General features: G+C 67.4%; 15 protein-coding genes. 3 read left to right on the top strand and 12 right to left on the bottom strand.

Annotated elements, in window-relative coordinates:
• Positions 1-246: 246 nt before the first annotated feature.
• Positions 247-2,340 carry an ABC transporter ATP-binding protein/permease gene (locus GY40_RS09575; protein WP_038361236.1) on the top strand — a complete coding sequence of 698 codons (2,094 nt, stop codon included), beginning with the start codon at positions 247-249 and terminating at the stop codon, positions 2,338-2,340.
• A gap of 155 nt (positions 2,341-2,495) precedes the next feature.
• Here the strand turns inward: GY40_RS09575 and GY40_RS09570 are convergent, their stop codons facing one another.
• The 8 genes from GY40_RS09570 to GY40_RS09535 form a co-directional block, all read right to left on the bottom strand.
• Entirely contained in the window at positions 2,496-2,981 is a 486-nt protein-coding gene (locus GY40_RS09570) for an META domain-containing protein (protein WP_038361233.1), read from the bottom strand.
• Between the two features lie 151 nt (positions 2,982-3,132).
• Positions 3,133-4,122, bottom strand: a complete 990-nt coding sequence (hisG, locus tag GY40_RS09565; RefSeq protein ID WP_038361230.1) for an ATP phosphoribosyltransferase — start codon at positions 4,120-4,122, stop codon at positions 3,133-3,135.
• Positions 4,119-5,231 carry an ATP phosphoribosyltransferase regulatory subunit gene (locus tag GY40_RS09560; protein WP_038361227.1) on the bottom strand — a complete coding sequence of 371 codons (1,113 nt, stop codon included), beginning with the start codon at positions 5,229-5,231 and terminating at the stop codon, positions 4,119-4,121. The genes hisG and GY40_RS09560 overlap by 4 nt, the downstream gene beginning before the upstream one ends.
• A 135-nt stretch (positions 5,232-5,366) precedes the next feature.
• Positions 5,367-6,941, bottom strand: a complete 1,575-nt coding sequence (gene hisS, locus GY40_RS09555) for a histidine--tRNA ligase (protein ID WP_038361224.1) — start codon at positions 6,939-6,941, stop codon at positions 5,367-5,369.
• 221 nt (positions 6,942-7,162) lie between these two features.
• Complete coding sequence (glcF, locus tag GY40_RS09550) at positions 7,163-8,536, bottom strand: glycolate oxidase subunit GlcF (RefSeq protein ID WP_038361221.1); 1,374 nt, start codon at positions 8,534-8,536, stop codon at positions 7,163-7,165.
• 3 nt (positions 8,537-8,539) lie between these two features.
• On the bottom strand, positions 8,540-9,175 hold the full coding sequence (locus tag GY40_RS09545; protein WP_081925287.1) for a DUF2585 domain-containing protein: 636 nt from the start codon (positions 9,173-9,175) through the stop codon (positions 8,540-8,542).
• A complete protein-coding gene (locus GY40_RS09540; RefSeq protein ID WP_038361218.1) occupies positions 9,175-10,362 on the bottom strand; it encodes an FAD-binding protein in 1,188 nt (395 codons plus the stop codon). The genes GY40_RS09545 and GY40_RS09540 overlap by 1 nt, the downstream gene beginning before the upstream one ends.
• Complete coding sequence (locus GY40_RS09535) at positions 10,359-11,795, bottom strand: FAD-binding oxidoreductase (RefSeq protein WP_038361215.1); 1,437 nt, start codon at positions 11,793-11,795, stop codon at positions 10,359-10,361. The genes GY40_RS09540 and GY40_RS09535 overlap by 4 nt, the downstream gene beginning before the upstream one ends.
• A 127-nt stretch (positions 11,796-11,922) precedes the next feature.
• Between GY40_RS09535 and GY40_RS09530 the strand changes: the two genes are divergently transcribed.
• Entirely contained in the window at positions 11,923-12,828 is a 906-nt protein-coding gene (locus GY40_RS09530; protein WP_038361212.1) for a LysR family transcriptional regulator, read from the top strand.
• A gap of 62 nt (positions 12,829-12,890) precedes the next feature.
• On the top strand, positions 12,891-13,823 hold the full coding sequence (locus GY40_RS09525; RefSeq protein WP_038361209.1) for an SMP-30/gluconolactonase/LRE family protein: 933 nt from the start codon (positions 12,891-12,893) through the stop codon (positions 13,821-13,823).
• Positions 13,824-13,850: 27 nt separating this feature from the next.
• Here GY40_RS09525 and GY40_RS09520 read toward each other — a convergent pair whose 3' ends face one another.
• The 4 genes from GY40_RS09520 to mscL all read right to left on the bottom strand — a co-directional run bounded on the left by GY40_RS09520 (position 13,851) and on the right by mscL (position 18,264).
• Positions 13,851-15,206, bottom strand: coding sequence for a protoporphyrinogen/coproporphyrinogen oxidase (locus GY40_RS09520; protein ID WP_051987720.1), 1,356 nt, complete (start codon positions 15,204-15,206; stop codon positions 13,851-13,853).
• A gap of 145 nt (positions 15,207-15,351) precedes the next feature.
• The gene (locus GY40_RS09515) at positions 15,352-16,416 is read right to left on the bottom strand and encodes an AbrB family transcriptional regulator (protein WP_051987719.1); all 1,065 of its coding nucleotides are present in this window, start codon (positions 16,414-16,416) and stop codon (positions 15,352-15,354) included.
• Positions 16,417-16,529: 113 nt separating this feature from the next.
• Positions 16,530-17,723: a pyridoxal phosphate-dependent aminotransferase gene (locus tag GY40_RS09510; protein ID WP_038361206.1), complete on the bottom strand. Its 1,194-nt coding sequence runs from the start codon at positions 17,721-17,723 to the stop codon at positions 16,530-16,532.
• Between the two features lie 121 nt (positions 17,724-17,844).
• Positions 17,845-18,264 carry a large conductance mechanosensitive channel protein MscL gene (mscL, locus tag GY40_RS09505; protein ID WP_038361203.1) on the bottom strand — a complete coding sequence of 140 codons (420 nt, stop codon included), beginning with the start codon at positions 18,262-18,264 and terminating at the stop codon, positions 17,845-17,847.
• Positions 18,265-18,352: the final 88 nt, after the last annotated feature.

Below are 18,352 nucleotides of genomic sequence, written 5' to 3'. Positions count from 1 at the left end.
GCCCGCTTCGCCTTTTTTCGAGGCGCGGGTCATCCTAGGCAACCTCAGTTTGACCCGGGATGACCTCTCGATTGGAGCGCTCCGGGTGGCCGCAAACAGCCACCTCGCTGGGTAATATCACGCTGTTGTTCGCCTCTCCGGCGGATGACAATTTGCTCATCTGCGCGCGTTGCCATTGAAAGGCCATCGGCGCTGCGACATGGTCCGAATCGTGGCCTCCACCGTTTCCCGCCAGGATTACAGCCCATGCGCCTGTTGAGCATTCTCGTCGCCGTGATGGCGGCCGCCGCGCTGGCGGTCGGCGCTTCGGCCCAATCGGCCGCCATCATCGGCATGGGCGTCATCGGCCTGCTGCTGGCGGCGGTGACCTTCCGCTCCCCGGCGCTGACGTTCTTCCTGCGCATCTTCTCCGGCGTCTTCGCCATCGAATATGTGCTGTTCGGCGCGGCCGCGCTGCTCGCCCAGACCGGGCTGTGGCCGGCGCCCTTGGGCATTCCCGCGATTCCGACCAGCCTGCCGACCACGGTCGGCGTCTTCGGCGTCCTGATCTACGCGATCTCCTTCGTACCGGTGATCGCACGCATCTCGCGGCTCGCCTCGCCCTTCTTCGAAACCGACGAGGTGACCACCGCCAATCTCTGGCCGATCGGCCCCTACCAGATCCGGCTCGGACGGCTCGCCGTCGCGCTCCTCGTCTTCCTGGTCGTCATAAACCAGCTCCAGGTCGGCATCTCGCTCAGGATCTCGTTCTTCAGCCGCGACATGTTCGACTCGCTGCAGAACAAGGACGCGCCGAGCTTCTGGTATCAGATCTTCTGGGTGTTCGTGCCTTGGGCAACGATCTGGGTCGTCTCGAATCTGATCGAGCTGTTCGCCAACTACACGATCCTGATCCGCTGGCGGCAGTTCATGGCGCGCGAATACACCGAGCGCTGGCTCAGCCACGCCACGCATTACCGGATCGCCCTGGTCGGCAGCGTCGACAACCCCGACCAGCGCATCGCCGAAGACACGCGAGCCTTCGTCAACCAGACCTATAATTTCGCACTGCCTCTGCTCTCGCAGATCTCCACGCTGGTCTCGTTCTCGATCATCCTCTGGAACATCCCCGTCGCCTTCACCCTGCCCGGCACCTCCTTCGCGGTCCCCGGCTACATCTTCTGGGTGGCGTTCTTCTACGCGGCGGCGGCGACCTGGCTGACCCACCTCATCGGCCGCCCCTTGATCCGGCTCGAGTTCGAGCAGGAGAAGCGGGAGGCGAATTTCCGCTTCTCCCTGGCGCGCCTGCGCGAATATTCCGAGCAGATCGCGCTGATGGTCGGCGAGCCGACGGAGCGCAGCCACCTCGCCCAGCGCTTCCGTGATATCGTCGAGAACTTCTACCGGCTGGTCTGGCGCCGGCTGAAGCTCACCGCCTTCACCTTTTCCTACAACCAGGCCAGCGTGGTCGTCCCGACCATCATCCTGGCACCGTATTTCTTCGCGGGCACGATCACGCTCGGCATCCTGCAGCAGGTCTCGGGCGCCTTCGACCGGGTGCAGACGGCGCTGTCCTTCATCATCAACAGCTACTCCTCGATCGCTTCCTACCTCGCTTCGATCAACCGCCTGACCTCCTTCGAGACAGCGATCGCCGATGCGCAGCACGGCGCGATCAGCGAGGAGGCGCTGAGCCGCGAGACGTCGCGCGACGGCGGCCTGCATGTCGGCAAGGCGGTGCTGTCGCTGCCGAACGGCCAGCCGATCGTCCGGTTCGAGCGGCTCGATTTCGGCCAGGCGCGCTCGACCCTGCTGATCGGCCCGTCGGGCTCGGGCAAGTCGACCCTGTTCCGCGCCATCGCCGGCATCTGGCCCTTCGGCGACGGCAAGGTCGGAATCCCGGCGGATGCGCAGATCATGCTGCTGCCGCAGCGCCCCTATCTTCCGCAGGGCTCGCTACGTGCGGCGCTCGCCTACCCGGCCGAGGAAGGCGCCTATGACGACGCCGCGATCCGCGCCGCCATGGCGAAGGTCAAGCTCGGCCATCTCGCCGACAGGCTCGACGAGGTCGATCTCTGGGGCCAGCGCCTCTCGGGCGGCGAGCAGCAGCGGCTGGCGGTCGCCCGCGCCCTGCTGAGCAAGCCGGACTGGCTCTTCCTCGACGAGGCGACCGCCTCGCTCGACGAGAAGCTCGAAGGCGAGATCTACGCGACCATCGACACGGAATTGCCGGAGACGCGCATCGTCTCGATCGGCCACCGGGCAACGCTGCGCGAGATGCACGATGCCATCGTGACGATGGAGCCCAATGCCGACGGCACCTTCACACCGACGCCGACAGAAAAGGCGCCGGTCGCCTGATCGTCAGCCCGAGAAGCGGCACGCGGTTTTGGAGAGGCCGACGCAAGAACAAAGCCCAGCAACAGCGGACTGAACATCATATTCAGTCCGCTGTTGCTGGGCGATTGGCGTCGGGAGAATGGTCCGGTTGAGCCCGAGCCTGTCGGCTCAAGAACTCAGAGCGTGCGGCTGAGCACCAATTCGCCGGCGCTGCCCTTGAGCACCAGGCGACCATTGACCAGGTCCCATTTCTGGGTGGCGCGCAAAGTCGTCAGGAAGGAGCGCTCGAAATCGAGCAGCCCCTTGTCGCAGGAGCGCTTGGTCAGCGCGATCGGCCCGACCGCGAGAGCCTGCTGGCGCAGCGGATAGGCGGAGGCCGAGAAGGTGTTGCAGCCGCCGAAGCCGGTGCCGCGCAGGTTTGCGTCGATCATCAGGGTGGCGCGGCGATCATAGACCGGCTTGCCGTTGAGTTCGATGACGCTCCAGCTCGCGCCGATCGGGAAGGTCTTCTCCTGCTGCGGCAGCGGAATCGCCGTGCCGCCACCGCCGAGCTCCTCGCGGGACGGCATCTGCTGGCGGCGCTGCGCGGCGGCCTCTCCCGGCATCAGCATCGGTGCAACCAGCGCAGCAAGGACGGCCGCAAGGCCAAGGCGTCGAGTCATCTTCGTCTTACCTGCATTCACGCGCGCGGCCGCCTCGATCCAGGATCAAATGGGCCGCGGACCCCTTCATGGTTAAACGCGTAGATGCCAATTGGTTCAGGATCAAGGCTGCTGCGCCGGAAAGCGCACAGCCGGATGGCCGGTTATGCGTTCAGATCCGGGCGTCGAGCCGCTCCAGCAGCCGGTTCGCGCGACGGAAGACATAGGTCGGCGCGGTGACGGCGATGTCGTCCGCGCCCTTGCGGTCGAGCTCCTCGACCAGCGCGAAGACCGCCTTGTCCGGGCAATGCAGGGTCAATGGCGCCCCCGTGGCCGGCGCGCCGAAGGGCAGCCGCGCGCCGAAACGCTCGGTCAGCGCAGCCAGCGCCGACGCATCGAGGTCTAACCTGGCGCGGATTTCGCGGACCGTGCGCGCCTCCTCCTCCGCCGCGATGCGGGAGAGAATCGTCCTGGCCGCAGCCCTGGCGCGATCGCCCCAGGGCGCCCGCGTCGAGGCGACCAGATTGGCTTCGGATGCGAGCATCACGCCATCGTCGAGCACCTTGAGCGCATTCGCCGCGAGCGTCGCGCCGGTCGTGGTGATGTCGACGACGATCTCGGCGGTGCCGGCGGCAGGGGCGCCTTCCGTCGCGCCCAGGCTCTCGACAATGCGGTAATCGGCGAGCCCGTGCTCAGCGAAGAAGCGGCGGGTCAGGTTCACATATTTGGTGGCGACGCGCAGCTTGCGGCCGTGGCGGGCGCGCATGGTCGAGGCGACGTCCTCGAGATCGGCCATGCTGCGCACGTCGATCCAGGCCTGCGGCACGGCGACGACGACATTGGCGTGGCCGAAGCCGAGCGGCGTCAGCATCTCCACCGCCGCATCGGCATCGGAGAGCTGCTCGCGAACCAGATCCTCGCCGGTGATGCCGAGATGAGCGGCGCCCGAGGCGAGCTGGGCGACGATTTCCGAGGCGGAGAGGAAGGCGACCTCCGCCCCCTCGACGCCTGCGATGCTGCCGCGATAGCCGCGCTCGCCGCTGGCCTTGACGAATTTCAGCCCGGCGCGGCCGAAGAAGGCGGTGGCGTTCTCCTGCAGCCGGCCCTTGGAGGGGACGGCGAGGACGAGAGGAGCATCATTGGCTTGCGGCGCTTGAGTCATGGGGTCTCTCCCGCCAGACGGTCGAGCCAGAGGGAGGCGCCGACCGCGGGGATCGCGCGCTTCGCGCCGAGGCGCCCGAGCAGGTTGTCGTAGCGCCCGCCGCCGGCCACAGGCTTGCCGTCGCCACGCGCGGGATCGTGCAACTCGAAGATGAAGCCGGTGTAATAGTCGAGATTGCGCGCAAAGCCGGCCGAGAACCCGATGGCGCCGACATCGACCCCGCGCGCAGCCAGGAAGCCGGTGCGCTCGTCGAAGGCGTCCAGTTCTCGGCCGAGATCGAGCGAGGCCTGATCGGCCAAGGCCCTGAGCGCGGCGGAGGCCGTATCGGGATCGCCCGAGACGCCCAGCACCTGCGCCAGCAGCGCCTTGACGTCGCCATTGACCGGGTTCTCTCGCTCGGCGGCGCGGGCGAGGAAGCGCTCGGCGATATCGGCGGCGCTGCGCCCGCCGACCGTCGAGATGCCGGCGATGGAGAGCACATCCTCGACGAAGGCACGGGCGGCCTTGGGATCCTGCCCTTCCAGCGCCTTGAGCAGGCCGGCATGGGCGGCCTCGCCCTCGGCGAGCGGGGGATCGAGCGCCGCGACGGCCTGCGTCCCCCTGCCCTGCACGATGGCGCGCACCAGGCGCCGGCGCGCGCCCTGGGACACGTTGAGCCGGTCGAGCAGCGCGCCGAGCAGCGCAACGTCACCCATCAAGATGCGCGGCGCCTGCAGGCCCAGCGCAGCGGTCGCCTCGATGGTGAGTCCCATGATCTCGGCATCGGCGGCGGTGAAATCGGCACGGCCGAAGGATTCGATTCCCGCCTGCTGGAACTCGCCGGGCTCGCCGGCGCGCATGCGGAAGACCGGGCCGGCATAGCCATAGGCCGCAGGCTCCGTCGAGCCCGAGGCGATGTGATCGAGCGCGACGGGGATGGTGTATTCAGGGCGCAGGCACCAGTCGCGCCCGTCGACATCCTGCGTCATGAAGATGCGGCGGCGGATATCCTCGCCCGACAGGTCGAGGAAGACGTCGGCGGGCTGGAGGATCGCGGGTTCGGCATGCCCATAGCCCTCGCCCGCGAAGAGCGCGATCACGGTCTCGATGCTGGCGCGGCTTGCGGGCACGGGTCGTCCTGTCCTGTTGCGAGCGTCGTCCTAGCAGCGGCGCGGAGGATTTTCGAGGGATTTGAGGGAAATGGGTGAATGGGAATCGAAGGGCTGACCGGAATCCTCTCCCGCAGGGAGAGGGTTCTCAGTGCCTCACGAATGTCGCGCCAACACCCGCTTCACGCCCTCGACCAGCTCGGCGACCGGAACCGCGAACTGGGCCTCGGCCTGCTTGGCCTTGTGCTCGGCGGAATCCTTGACGTCGCGGCTGGCGGCGGCGAGTTCGGCGCCGAGGATCAAATCCTTGATGACGACGGTCCCTGCCTCGCGCTCGGACGAGCCCTGAATGACCGCGCAGATCGCGCCGCGCCGGTCGGCATATTTCATCTGGGCGTTGAAGCCGGAGGAGCCGAGATAGAGGTCGGCGCGCAGCAGTGGCTTGCCCTCGGCATCCTTGGCCTGGCGCAAGCCTGCGACCATCGCCTGATAGCCCGGCATGAACTCCGGCGACTTGTTGTCCATCGCCGTGACGACGACGAGAGGCAGTCCGTTCCTGCTATCGACGATGGGCGACTTCACCGCCTTCAGCGCCGAATAGAGCCTGGAAACGCCGATCGAGAAGCCGACTGCCGGCACGGGCTCGGGCCGGAAGCGGCCGACCAGCCCGTCATAACGCCCGCCGCCCGCGACCGAGCCGAAGCGCACGACCTGACCGTCATCATTCGTGACCGGGAAAGTGAGCTCCACCTCGTAGACCGAGCCGGTGTAGTATTCGAGGCCGCGGACGACGGAGGGGTCGATAATGATCCGCCCGAGATAGCCGGCCACCGTGATCAACTCCCGGATCTGCTCCAGTTCCCCGATGCCGGCGCGGCCATTCTCGGCATCTTCGACAAGGCCGCGCAGATCGGTGAGAGCCTCGGCCGAGAGCTTGGCGGAACCTTCGCTGTCCTCGGCATTGGCTTTGCCCAGCTCCGCGAGCTTCTGGCCGAGCTCCAGATAGCGAATGATGCGATCCGTCTGCGCGGGGGACAGACCCGCCCCCTTGGTGAAGTCGCCGCTCTCATCCTTGCGACCGTCGCCGAGGAGCTTGCGGACCTCCTCGAGCGGGAACTTGTCGGCCTTGTCGATCGCGCGCAGCACGGTGAGGCGCACAGCCGGGTCGATGCCCGCCGCATCCATCACGCCGTCGAGCACCTTGCGGTTGTTGACCTTGACGACATAGTCGCCGCGCTTGATGCCGAGCGCCTCCATCGTATCGGCGGCGAGCATGCAGATCTCGGCATCGCCCGCGACGGTGCCCGAGCCGACGATATCCGCGTCGAACTGCATGAACTGACGGAAGCGGCCGGGGCCGGGCTTCTCGTTGCGGAAGACATAGCCGACTTGGTAGCCGCGATAGGGCTTCGGCAGCGCGTCGAAATTCTCCGCGACATAGCGAGCGAGCGGCGCCGTCAGATCGTAGCGCAGCGAGAGCCACTGCTCGTCATCGTCCTGGAAGGAGAAGACACCCTCGTTCGGTCGATCCTGATCCGGCAGGAATTTTCCGAGCGCGTCGGTGTACTCGACGAAGGGCGTCTCGACCGGATCGAAGCCATAAAGGGCGAACTGCTCGCGGATGACGGCGAGCATGCGCTCGGTGGCAGCGACATCGGCCGGGCCACGATCGACAAAGCCGCGCGGCTGGCGGGCTTTCAGCTTGGCAGAGGCGGTCTTGTCGGCGGACATGGGCGTGCGGAACTCGGGTACGGGCCACCTACCCACATGTGGATAGATTGCCCAGAATGGGTACGCTGGCGGGTTAGACCGTACAGGCGCGACGAGCAAGCGTGTCCTTCTCCCCTCGGGGGAGAAGGTAGCAGAGCGAAGCGCTGACGGATGAGGGAATGCAGGCGTCGAGCCGCCCTCATCCGCCTGCCGGCACCTTTTCCCCCGAGGGGAGAAGGAAGCTACTCCGCCGCCGCCAGCGCTTGCACCCGCAACGGCCGATCCTCGATCCCCGCCCGCGCCAGCTTCTCCGGCAATGGGCCGCCAGTCGCCCAGTCGAGCAGCTCGGCGGTATGCACCACCGGCGTGGTCGCGCCCTTGTCCGCAAAACCCTTCGCGAGCTGGGTCATGCAGCCGATATTGCCGGTCGCGACCAGCATCGGCTTCGTCCGCTCGATATTGCCGATCTTGCGCTCGCGCAGCTTCCCCGCGATCTCGGGCTGGAGGATGTTGTAGACGCCGGCCGAGCCGCAGCAGATATGGCCCTCCGGCACCTCCTTGACCTTGAAGCCGGCGCCCGACAACAGGCGCTTCGGCCCGTCCTTGAGCTGCTGGCCATGCTGCATCGAGCAGGCCGAATGATAGGCGATCGGCATCGCGACATCACGCACGGCCGAAAGCTCCAGCGTCTCCAGGAACTCGGTGACGTCCTTGGCCAAGCCTGAGACCTTCGCCGCCTTCTCGGCGTAAGCCGGCTCGTTGCGGAACATGAAGCCGTAATCCTTGATCGTCGTGCCGCAGCCTGAGGCTGTGATCAGGATGGCGTCGAGCCCCTCGCCCTCGATCTCCGCCATCCAGGCGTCGACGTTCTTCCGGGCGAAGGCGAGCGCGTCGTGCTCCTGCCCCATATGGTGGACGAGAGCGCCGCAGCAGCCCTCGCCCTTCGGCAACACGACCTCGACGCCGTGGCGGTTGAGCAGGCGGATCGTCGCCTCGTTGATGGCGGGGTCGAGCACCGGCTGGGCGCAACCGGAGAGCAGCGCGACGCGCTTCGATCGCTCGGCCGGCGGCGGGAAGCTTTGCGGGCCTTCCATCGCCGAGCGCGTCGGCAGGCGCGCGGGCGCCAGCGCCAGCATCGCCTTCAGCCGGTTGCCGACGACCGGGAGAACGCCGAGCACCGGAGCGAGCGGCTTGGCCGCCAGGGCCATCAGCATCGCGGCGCGGAAGCGGCCGGGATAGGGCAGGATCGCCGCCAGCACCTTGCGCAGCAAACGGTCATGCCAGGAGCGCGTATAGGTCTCCTCGATATGGGCGCGGGCATGGTCGACGAGGTGCATGTAGTGCACGCCGGACGGGCAGGTCGTCATGCAGGAGAGGCAGGAGAGGCAACGGTCGATGTGCTGCACCACCTCGGCGGTGGCCGGCTTGCCGTTCTCCAGCATGTCCTTGATCAGGTAGATGCGGCCGCGCGGGGAATCGAGCTCGTCCCCAAGCAGCAGATAGGTCGGGCAGGTCGCGGTGCAGAAGCCGCAATGCACGCAGGTGCGCAGGATCTTCTCCGAGGCCGGCATGCGCGGATCAGAGGCGAGGCGCTCGGGGGTGAAGTTGGTCTGCATGGCTCAGGCTCCACCCTGCCAGGCTTTGATCCAGTCCATCGGCCAGAGCAGCATGATGACGTTGAGGGTGAGGTTATCGCGGATCAGCCAGCCGACGATCAGTTCCATGGCGAGAGCGCTCGTGACAGTGAGCCAGACCGGCGCGAGACGGGCGATCAGGAAGCCGAGCACCATCGAGAGGATGTCGCTGACCGAGTTCAGGACGCTGTCGCCGTAATAGTCGAGCGAGATCGTCGCCGAGCGATAATGCTCGATCACGGCCGGCGAGTTCTCGGTGATCTCCCAGGCGCCTTCGATGATGATGGCGAGCAGCAGCGCCAGCCCGAAGGAGATCGGCAGGCCGGTCAGGCGGCGCACCAGCCAGAACAGACCATAGAACAGGAAGCCGTGGATGATGTGCGAGAAGGTGTACCAGTCGGCGATGTGCTGGGAGTTCTCGGAGGAGAAAACCTGCCCCTGCCAGAACTTCACATAGCCGCATTTGCAGATCGGTTCGCGGCCCATGGCCAACAGGATCACGGCGGCCGCCGCCACCAGCAGCAGCGCCAGCCCGGCGATTGCAAGAGGGCCGAGACGCCCCGGCGCCCAGCTCGGGCGCGGCGCGGCAAATTCGCTGGAAACCGGTTCGGCGAGCGCCATCATATCCCCGCATACATCCGGCCGGGCTCGAAGATGCCGGCGGGATCGAAGCTTTTCTTGATGCCGGCCGTCACCCGCATCAGCGGCTCGGCCAGCGGCTGGAACACGTCGACGGCGGCGCGGATCGCATCCGGCGCCCGGACCAGCGTGGCATGGCCGCCGAGCGGCTTCAACGCGGTGCGGATCGCGGCGGCGCCGGCATCGCCATAGGCGGGAACCGCGAGCCAGACCAGTCCGCCGCCCCAGTCGTAGAAGCAGCGTGCAGCCGGGATCATCCGCACGATCGCAGCGGCGGCCTTCGGGCCGTTGGTCGGGGCGAGCGAGAGCCGCCAGACCGCGTCATCGCTCCCGGCGAAGAAGGCTGCATCGCGGATGTCGACCCAGAGCTCGGTCGGGGCTGTTCCTTCCAGCCGATCGGGCGTGCCATAGTCGCCGAGCAGCAGCGCGAGTTCAGCGGCACGGTAATCGATCGAGTCCGAAAAATTCTCCAGACGCAGCAGGGTCAGCGCCTCCTCGCCAGCGATCCGGGCCGGGAGATGCGCCGCCGCCATCGGCTCGAAGGGCGAGCCCAGCGCTTTCGCCAGCAGCGCAACTCCCACGTTGTCGGAGAGGCCGCGCCATTGCAGCGTGACGATGCGTTCCGGCCGCGGCAGCACGCGGAAGGTCACTTCGGTGAGAAAGCCGATCGTGCCGTGGCTGCCGCTGACGAGCTTCACGAGGTCGAGGCCGGTGACATTCTTCATCACCCGGCCGCCCGATTTGACGAGCTCGCCGCGGCCATTGACCAGCCGGACGCCGATCAGGGAATCGCGGGCGGCGCCGGCATTGATCCGGCGCGGGCCGGAGATGTTGCAGGCGGCGACCGCGCCGATCGTCGGCTCGCCCTCGCTGCCATAGAGGGCGCGATGGTCCATCGGCTCGAAGGGCAGCATCTGGCCGCGCTCGGTCAGGGTTTCCTGCACGATCTGCAGCGGCGTGCCGGCGCGGGCGGCGATGACCATCTCGGCCGGTTCGTAGAGCGTGATCCCGGTGAGGCCCGCGCTGGAAAGCGTGCTCGCAGCCTGGGCGTGCCGGCCGAGGCCGGCACGCGTGCCGCCGCCGCGCAGGATCAGCGGCACGTTGTTGTCGACCACGGATTTCACGACGGCGCAGGCCTGCGCCTCGGTGGTGGGGGTGTGGATGGTCACGCCGCGACCCTGCCTTCCAGCGGGAACACCTTGGCCGGGTTGAGCAGCCACCCGGCATCGAACACCGCCCTCACCCGCATCTGCTGGGCGAGGTCGGTTTCGGTGAACTGGAAGGTCATCAGATCGCGCTTCTCGATGCCGACGCCATGCTCGCCGGTGAGGCAGCCGCCGACCTCGACGCAGAGCTTGAGGATGTCCATGCCGGCATCCTCCGCCTTCTGCGCCTCGACCGGATCGTTGCAATTGTAGAGGATCAGCGGGTGGAGATTGCCGTCGCCGGCGTGGAAGACATTGGCGACGCGCAGGCCGTAAGCTTTCACGATCTCGTCCATGCGCTTGAGCACATAAGGGAGCTGGCCGGTCGGGATCGTGCCGTCCATGCAGATATAGTCGGCGATGCGGCCGGTCGCGCCGAAGGCCGATTTGCGGCCCTTCCAGATCGCCGCCGACTCCATGGCCGACTGGCTCTCCTTCACCGTCTTGACACCGTGCTCACGGGCGATCGCGACGATGCGGGCGAGCTGGGCGTCCATCTCCGCATCCGAGCCCTCGACCTCGATGATCAGCAGCGCCTCGACATCCATCGGATAGCCGGCCTTGGCGAAGGCCTCGCAGATCTCGATCGCCGGCTTGTCCATGAACTCCATCGCGACCGGGATGATGCCGGCGCCGATGATGGCGGCCACAGCCGCGCCGGCCTGCTCGCTGGTCGGGAAGCCGAACAGCACCGGTCGCGCACCTTCGGCCGCGCGCAGGATGCGCACCGTCGCCTCGGTGACGATGCCGAGCTGGCCTTCCGAGCCGTTGATCAGGCCGAGCAGATCGTAGCCGGGGGAATCGAGATGGGCGCCGCCCACTTCGACGATGCTGCCGTCGAGCATCACCATGGTGACGCCGAGGACGTTGTTGGTGGTGACGCCGTATTTCAGGCAATGCGCCCCGCCCGAGTTCATGCCGATATTGCCGCCGATCGAGCAGGCGAGCTGCGAGGACGGATCGGGCGCGTAGAAGAAGCCCTCCGCCGAGACGGCACCGGTCACCGCGAGATTGGTGACGCCGGCTTCGACCCTGGCGATCCGGTTGGCATAGTCGATCTCGAGGATGCGGTTCATCTTCGAGACGCCGATCACCACGGCGTCCTCCTGCGGGATCGCCCCGCCGGCGAGCGAGGTGCCGGAGCCGCGTGGGACCACCGGGACGCCCTGTTCCAGGCAATAGCGCAGGACTGCCGCAACCTCCTGCGTCGTCGAGGGCAGGACGACCGCCAGCGGCAGGCGGCGATAGGCGGTGAGCGCATCGGTCTCATAGGGGCGCCGCTCGTCGTCGCTGGTGATCAGGGCCTGCGGCGAAACGAGCCGGGACAGGCCGGCGATGATCGATTCGCGGCGGGCGAGAATGCCGGCATCCGGCTCCGGAAAGGCAATCGCGCTCATCTGTCCCTCCCCTCGCCCCGCGAAACACACGGCTCTGATTGCGCCGGAGACTAGACCAATTCAAGACCACTTGCAGCGCGTGTGGAAAGCCAGCCATTATTTCCAAAATGGAAAAGGTGGGCTTGCCATGGATCGGTTCGGCGATCTCGACGTCTTCGCCCATGTCGTCACGGCGAGGAGCATGTCGGCCGCGGGACGGCAGCTCAATCTGTCACCCGCGGTCATTTCGAAGCGCATCCGCCGCCTCGAGGAGCGGCTGGGGGTGCGGCTGCTGCAGCGCACGACGCGGCAGCTCGCTTTGACCGAGGCCGGACAAGGCTTCTACGAGCGCGTCGTCTCGATTCTCTCCTCGATCGAGGAGGCGGAGGCCTGGGTCGCGAGCGGTGCGGGGCAGGTGCGCGGCACCTTACGCGTCTCGGCGCCCACCTCTTTCGGCCGGATGCATATCGCCCCCCATCTCAAGGCCTTCCTCGACGCCAACCCGCTGGTGACCGTCGAGCTCGTGCTGAGCGACGCCTTCGTCGATGTGGTGGGAGAAGGCTTCGACCTCGCGGTCAGGATCGCCGATCTGCAGGATTCCAGCCTCGTGGCGAAGCGGCTCGCCCCGAACCACCGCGTGCTCTGCGCCACGCCGGGCTATCTCGCAGCGCACGGGACGCCGACCGACATCGCCGCGCTCTCGCGGCATACGCTGATCGCGCACAATGCCGACCATTGGCGGCTGGATGGGCCGGAAGGTCCTGTCTCGGTGAGGGTCGGCGGTCCGCTCAGGACCAATTCGAGCGAGGTGGTGCGGGAGGCGCTGCTGGCCGGCGTCGGCATCGCCCTGCGCTCGACCTGGGATGTCGGGCCGGAGCTGAAATCCGGCGCCCTGCAACGGGTCCTGCCGGCCTATGCGGTGGGCTCGCGCGTCGCGGTCCATGCCGTCTATCCGAGCCGCCGCCACATGGAGCAGAAGGTGCGCGCCTTCGTCGACTATCTCGCCGAACTCTACGGCGCCACGCCCTATTGGGATGCGGGGCTTGCGCTATAGGGCATTGCCGGCGGCCAGGCCGCCGGGGGATGCTCCGGGAAAGGGCTTATGGGAGGATAGTCATGTTCGGCGTGCTCGAAGGCACAGGCGTTTCGGTTCTCGATCCGCGCTTCCACCGTATCGTCCCAGGCTCGGCCCGGGTCGAGCGGCTCTGGACGGGTGCGCGCTGGTCGGAGGGGCCGGCCTGGTTTCCCGCCCACAACACGCTGGTCTGGTCCGACATTCCCAACAACCGGATGCTGCGCTTCGACGCCCTCTCCGGCCAGACGGCCGTCTTCCGCGAGCCCGCCCGAAATTCCAACGGCAACACGGTCGACGCGCAGGGCCGGCTCGTCACCTGCGAGCATGGCGGGCGGCAGGTGACGCGCACCGAGCATGACGGCAGGGTCACCGTGCTGGCGAGCCATTATGGCGGCAAGCGATTGAACTCGCCCAACGACGTCGTCGTGAAATCGGACGGCTCGATCTGGTTCACCGACCCCGATTACGGCATCCTCACCGACTATGAGGGTGACAAGTCGCCGAGCGAGATCGGCGCCTGCCATGTCTACCGGATCGACGGGCAAACCGGCGAAATCGCCATCGCCGCCGATGATTTCGTCAAGCCGAACGGCCTCGCCTTCTCGCCCGACGAGAGCATCCTCTACATCGCCGATACCGGCGCCAGCCACGACCCCGAGAACGGCCCGCGCCATATCCGCGCCTTCGCGGTCGGCGCCGACGGCAAGACGCTCGGCGCCTCGAAGGTCTTCGCCACCTGCACGAACGGGCTGTTCGACGGCTTCCGCCTCGATGTCGAGGGCCGGATCTGGACCAGCGCCGCCGACGGCGTCCACATCTACCACCCGGACGGCACGCTGATCGGCAAGGTCGCGATCCCGGAGGTCGTCGCGAATGTCTGCTGGGGCGGCCCGAAGCTCAACCGCCTCTTCATCTGCGGCACGACTTCGCTCTATTCGGTGATGACTCACACCAACGGCGCGCGGCGACCCTGATCCCAAGCGGGTCAGCGCGGCAGGGCGCTACACGTCCTGCCCGACATAATCGGCCACATGCTGCATGCGCTTCAGCGTGCGCCAGTAGATGTCCTCCATGAGCAGATGGGCGAACTCGCCGTTGCGGCCGATGCTGTAGAGCCCGGCGACGCCGGTGCCGCGCGCGAAGGCCTGCCGCCGCTGCTCGTAGTGCGAGAGATAGACCGGGTAGGCGAAGGGCGTCTTCAGCATCCCGCCGGCGCCGATATAGCGCGCCCGCAGATGCGGATAGATCCGGCAGAGCCCTTCAAGGCAGAGCGTCGCGAGTTCCTCGTCCGACATCGACCAATGGGCGTCGCCAACCTCGCAGCCGATGTCGAAGGTCAGTTGGGTGCGCCCCTCCGGCGCGAGCCAGGGCATCGCGGCCGGAGCTTCCGTTACCCGGAAGAAGGGCTGCGAACGGTCCGGCACCCACAGCATCGTGTCGGGCAGCAGGTTGCGGCCCTCGAAGCGCAGATTGACGAAGATCATCGGCCGGTAGCGGAACTGGCCGAGCTCGTCGAGCTGGTCCGTGCCCTCGACGAGGCGCGGCAGGACATGAACGGGCGCCGTGCTGATCGCCGCCGAAACGCCGATCTCGCGGCCATTGACCTGGACGGCGGCGACGCGGCCGCGCTCGACGAAGACGCGCTCGACGCGCGCTTCCAGTTCGATGCGGTGGCCGACCTGCTTCATCGTCGGCTCCAGCAGCCGCGAGACGCCACCTTCCGGATAGACATGATAGACGCGCGGGCTCTCCGGCATCTCGTGCGAATAGCCGTTGCAGACCGCACGACCCGTGACGCGGGAGGCGGCCTTGAGATAGAGCGTCTTCATCACCCCGGCCGAGAGCTTCTGTCCGACGGCCGGAGAAAGCTCGCTCGCCGGAGCGCCGGACCAGGCCTCCGCCAGCGGAATCGCGACATCCTGCGCCAGCGCCTCGCCATAGGCGTTTCGGAACCAGTCGGCGGCGTTCTCGACCTTACCGGGGCTTAACCGGGCCGCGAAGGCGCTGACCGCGTAGCGCGGCGACGCCGCCAGCCCGAAGGGGTAGCTGTAGCTGCGCCCGCCGAGCGAGACCGCCTCGCCGTAGTGACCGACGGTTCGCGAGATCTCGCTCGCGCCGAGCGCGTCCGCCAGCCGGTTGCTGACGAAATGTGCGCCGAAATCATAGGTGTAGCCCTCGGCATCCTTGAAGGAGGAAGCCATGCCGCCGACCGCGCGGCCGGTCTCGAAGACCGCAGCCTGCAAGCCGCGCCGCTCGATATCGAAAGCCGCCGTCAGCCCGGCGATGCCGGCGCCGATGATCGCGACAGGCTTGGCGAGACGGCGCCAGACAGCCGGCGCCTTGACTGCGATGTCCATGGAGAAAGCCCCCGCGTTCCGAAGCCCGCCGGCAGGTTCCGGCATGAACTGACGTAACAGGAGCGGATGAATACCGATTTGAGCCGACTTCACAATCAAGGGCTCGGATCGTCATGAACTGTTAACGCTAACGGGGCGGCGGCACTCAGGAGCCGGGCTTCTCGCCCTTGATCCGCATCAGCACGAGCGGCATGGCGAGGCCGATCACCACGAACCGCACCAGATGGTGGGCGCCGACATAAAGCGTGTCGAGCCCCATGGCGAAGGCGAGCATCGCCATGGCCTCGAGCCCGCCCGGTGCGAAAGCCGCCATGCCGCTGGCATAAGGCACTCCCGCCAGCCAGGCCGCCGGCCAGGCGAAGAGGAAGGCGACGCCCATCGAGACGGCGAAGCCGCCGATCGCCAGCGGGAACAGGCCGCGCAGCTCCTTGCGCGGGATATGGGCGATGCGCCCGCCCATGGTCGAGCCGAGCAGGATCTGCACCGCGATCTGGATCGGCTGCGGCAAGCTGCCTTCGACGAGCCCGCTGCCATGGAGGATCGCGCTGGCGAAGGTCGCTCCGAACATCAAGGGCGCGGCGAGCCCGATGCGCTCGAAGCTGAGACCCAGCAGCAACCCGGCCATGACCAGACCCAGCATGGTCGAGGGACCGACGGCCGTCAGGACCGGCGCCGGCGCGCCCGCCGAGGTGCCGGTCGCCTGCATCAGGCTCGGCAGGAACGCGACCAGGACCAGCAGCCGGAAGAGCTGGACGACCGAGATGCGGCCGATATTGGCGCCCTTCGCCTGGGCGATCGCCAGAACGGTCGAGAGCGCGCCCGGCGCGGCGGCGAGAAGCGCGTCGATCCAGGGCCAGCGCGCGACATGGCGCAGATAAGCCCCGGTCGCGAGCATGATCGCCGCGACGCCGACGAGCAGAACCGCGAGCGAAGCCGGATAGCGCGCGAGCGCGGCCAGCGCCTCGGGCGTCGCGGCCGAGCCGAGAATCGTGCCCGAGAACAGCATCGTCGAATCGAACCAGGGGCGCCGGAGCGCCGGCAGCGGGCGAATCAGCGACACGATGGTGCTGAGCAGCATCGACCCCGACAGCCAGGCGGCGGGCATGCCGAGCGTCGCGAACAGGGCGCCCCCGAGCGCCGCGATCGCGATGACGACCGCCTCGCGTCCGAGGAGCGCAAATCGCGAGGAAGGGTAGCCGAACAGTCTCATTCTGCCCCGAAGCGTGCCGCATCGGCGACGCCGGGCGTTCATGACCATCGCCGGCGCAACGGTCAACCGCGCCGGCCGCCGGCCCGCGCAGGGCCGCCTTGCGTGGCGGGCGGTCAGGCCGCCATCAGCGCCTTCTGCAACCGCTCTACCGCCTCCGTGAGATCGGCGGCGTTGCGGGCGAAGCAGAGCCGCAGGCCCTTCTCGCCGCCGGGGCCGAAGGCTGTGCCCGGCGCCAACCCGACATTGGCGGTATCGACGAGATCCAGCGCCAGTTTGCGGGAATCCTCGCGGCCATCGACAGTGAAGAACTGGTAGAAGGCCCCGACCGGCGCCGCGAGCGAGACGCGGTTGGTCGCCTTGAGCCCCTCATGGACGATCCGGCGCCCCTCGGCCGCACGCGCGATCTGGCCGGCGATGAAATCCTCGCCCTCGTCCAGCGCCGCGACGGCGCCGCGCTGCACGAAGACCGGCGAGCCGGAGGTCGAATACTGGATCAGGTTCTCGATCACCTGGCCGAAGGCCTCCGGCGCCTCGATCCAACCGATGCGCCAGCCGGTCATCGCCCAGTTCTTCGAGAAGGTCTGGACGAAGATGACGCGGTCCTCCGGCGCCATGATGTCGTGGAAGGACGGGGCGCGGGCCGAGCCGTCATAGACGAAGCGGCCATAGATCTCGTCGGCGACGATCCAGATGCCGTGCTTGCGCGACAGGGCAAGCAGCGCCTCCTGCTCCGCCTTCGTCGCCGTCCAGCCGGTGGGGTTGGAGGGCGAGTTGATCAGCATGCCGCGCGTCTTCGGCGTGATCGCGGCCTCGAGCTTGCCGAGATCGAGCGTAAACCGGCCCTGGTCGTACTCCATCGGCACGCAGACGGGCCTGGCGCCGCCGACGCTCGTCGCGGCCACGAAATTGGGCCAGGCCGGAGTCGGGATGATGAGCTCGTCGCCCGGCCCCGCGATCATGCGCACCACGATCTGGAGCGACTGCATGCCGGAGCCGGTGACGAAGAAGCGCTCGGGCGAAAAGGTCTGCCCGTAGAGACGCTCGTGATAGCGGGCCAGCGCCTCGCGCAGCTCCGGGATGCCGCGCTGCCAAGTGTAGAAGGTCTCGCCAGCGGCGAGCGAGCGCGCCGCCGCGTCCCGGATGAAGGCCGGCGTCGGCAGATCACCCTCGCCGACCCAGAGCGGAATCAAACCCTCCCGCAGGCGACCGTAATTCATCACCTCGACGATGCCGCTTTCGGGCGCCTCGCGCGCCTCCGGCCGCAGATCGGCGATCAGCGTGCTGCCCGTCGGGAGAGCGGAATTCATCGGCTTCGACCTCGCGATTTGTTCTGCCCTTCTTTAGCCGATGACGGCGCGGCGGGGCATGAAATCGCGAGATCGGGTCGATCGGTCGCGGTGATGAATCGCGACCGGCGGCGTCAGCCGATCAAACCGTCTTCTGCTTGAGCAGATCGCGGATCTCGGTGAGCAGGACGACGTCGTCGGCCTTCGGAGGCGGCGCGGCCGGCTCTTCCTTCTGCTTGCGCTGGAGCGTGTTGATGCCCTTGACGACCAGGAACAGCACGAAGGCGATGATGATGAAGTTGACCGCGACCGTGATGAAGTTGCCGTAGGCGAGGACCGCGCCCTGCTTCTTGGCTTCGGCCAGCGTCGTGGCGGTGATGCCGCTGTTGAGGCCGATGAAGTAGTTCGAGAAATCGACACCGCCCAATGCGCCGATAAAGGGCATGATGATGTCGTTGACCAGGGAGTCCACGATCTTGCCGAAAGCGGCGCCGATGACGACACCGATCGCGAGATCGATCACATTGCCTCGCAGCGCGAATTTCTTGAATTCATCGAGCATGCTGCACCCCTTCTTTAGTCGCCCGGATTTTTCCATCGGCCGGCGCAGGCTAGACCATGCAGCCCAGGCAGGAAAAGCCCGCAGGCGG

The sequence above is a fragment of the Allobosea sp. UNC402CLCol genome, assembly GCF_000745475.1.
Classification (GTDB): domain Bacteria; phylum Pseudomonadota; class Alphaproteobacteria; order Rhizobiales; family Beijerinckiaceae; genus Allobosea; species Allobosea spartocytisi.
The sequence above is the reverse complement of the archived record's forward strand: the minus strand, read 5'-3'. Positions and strand labels throughout refer to the sequence as shown.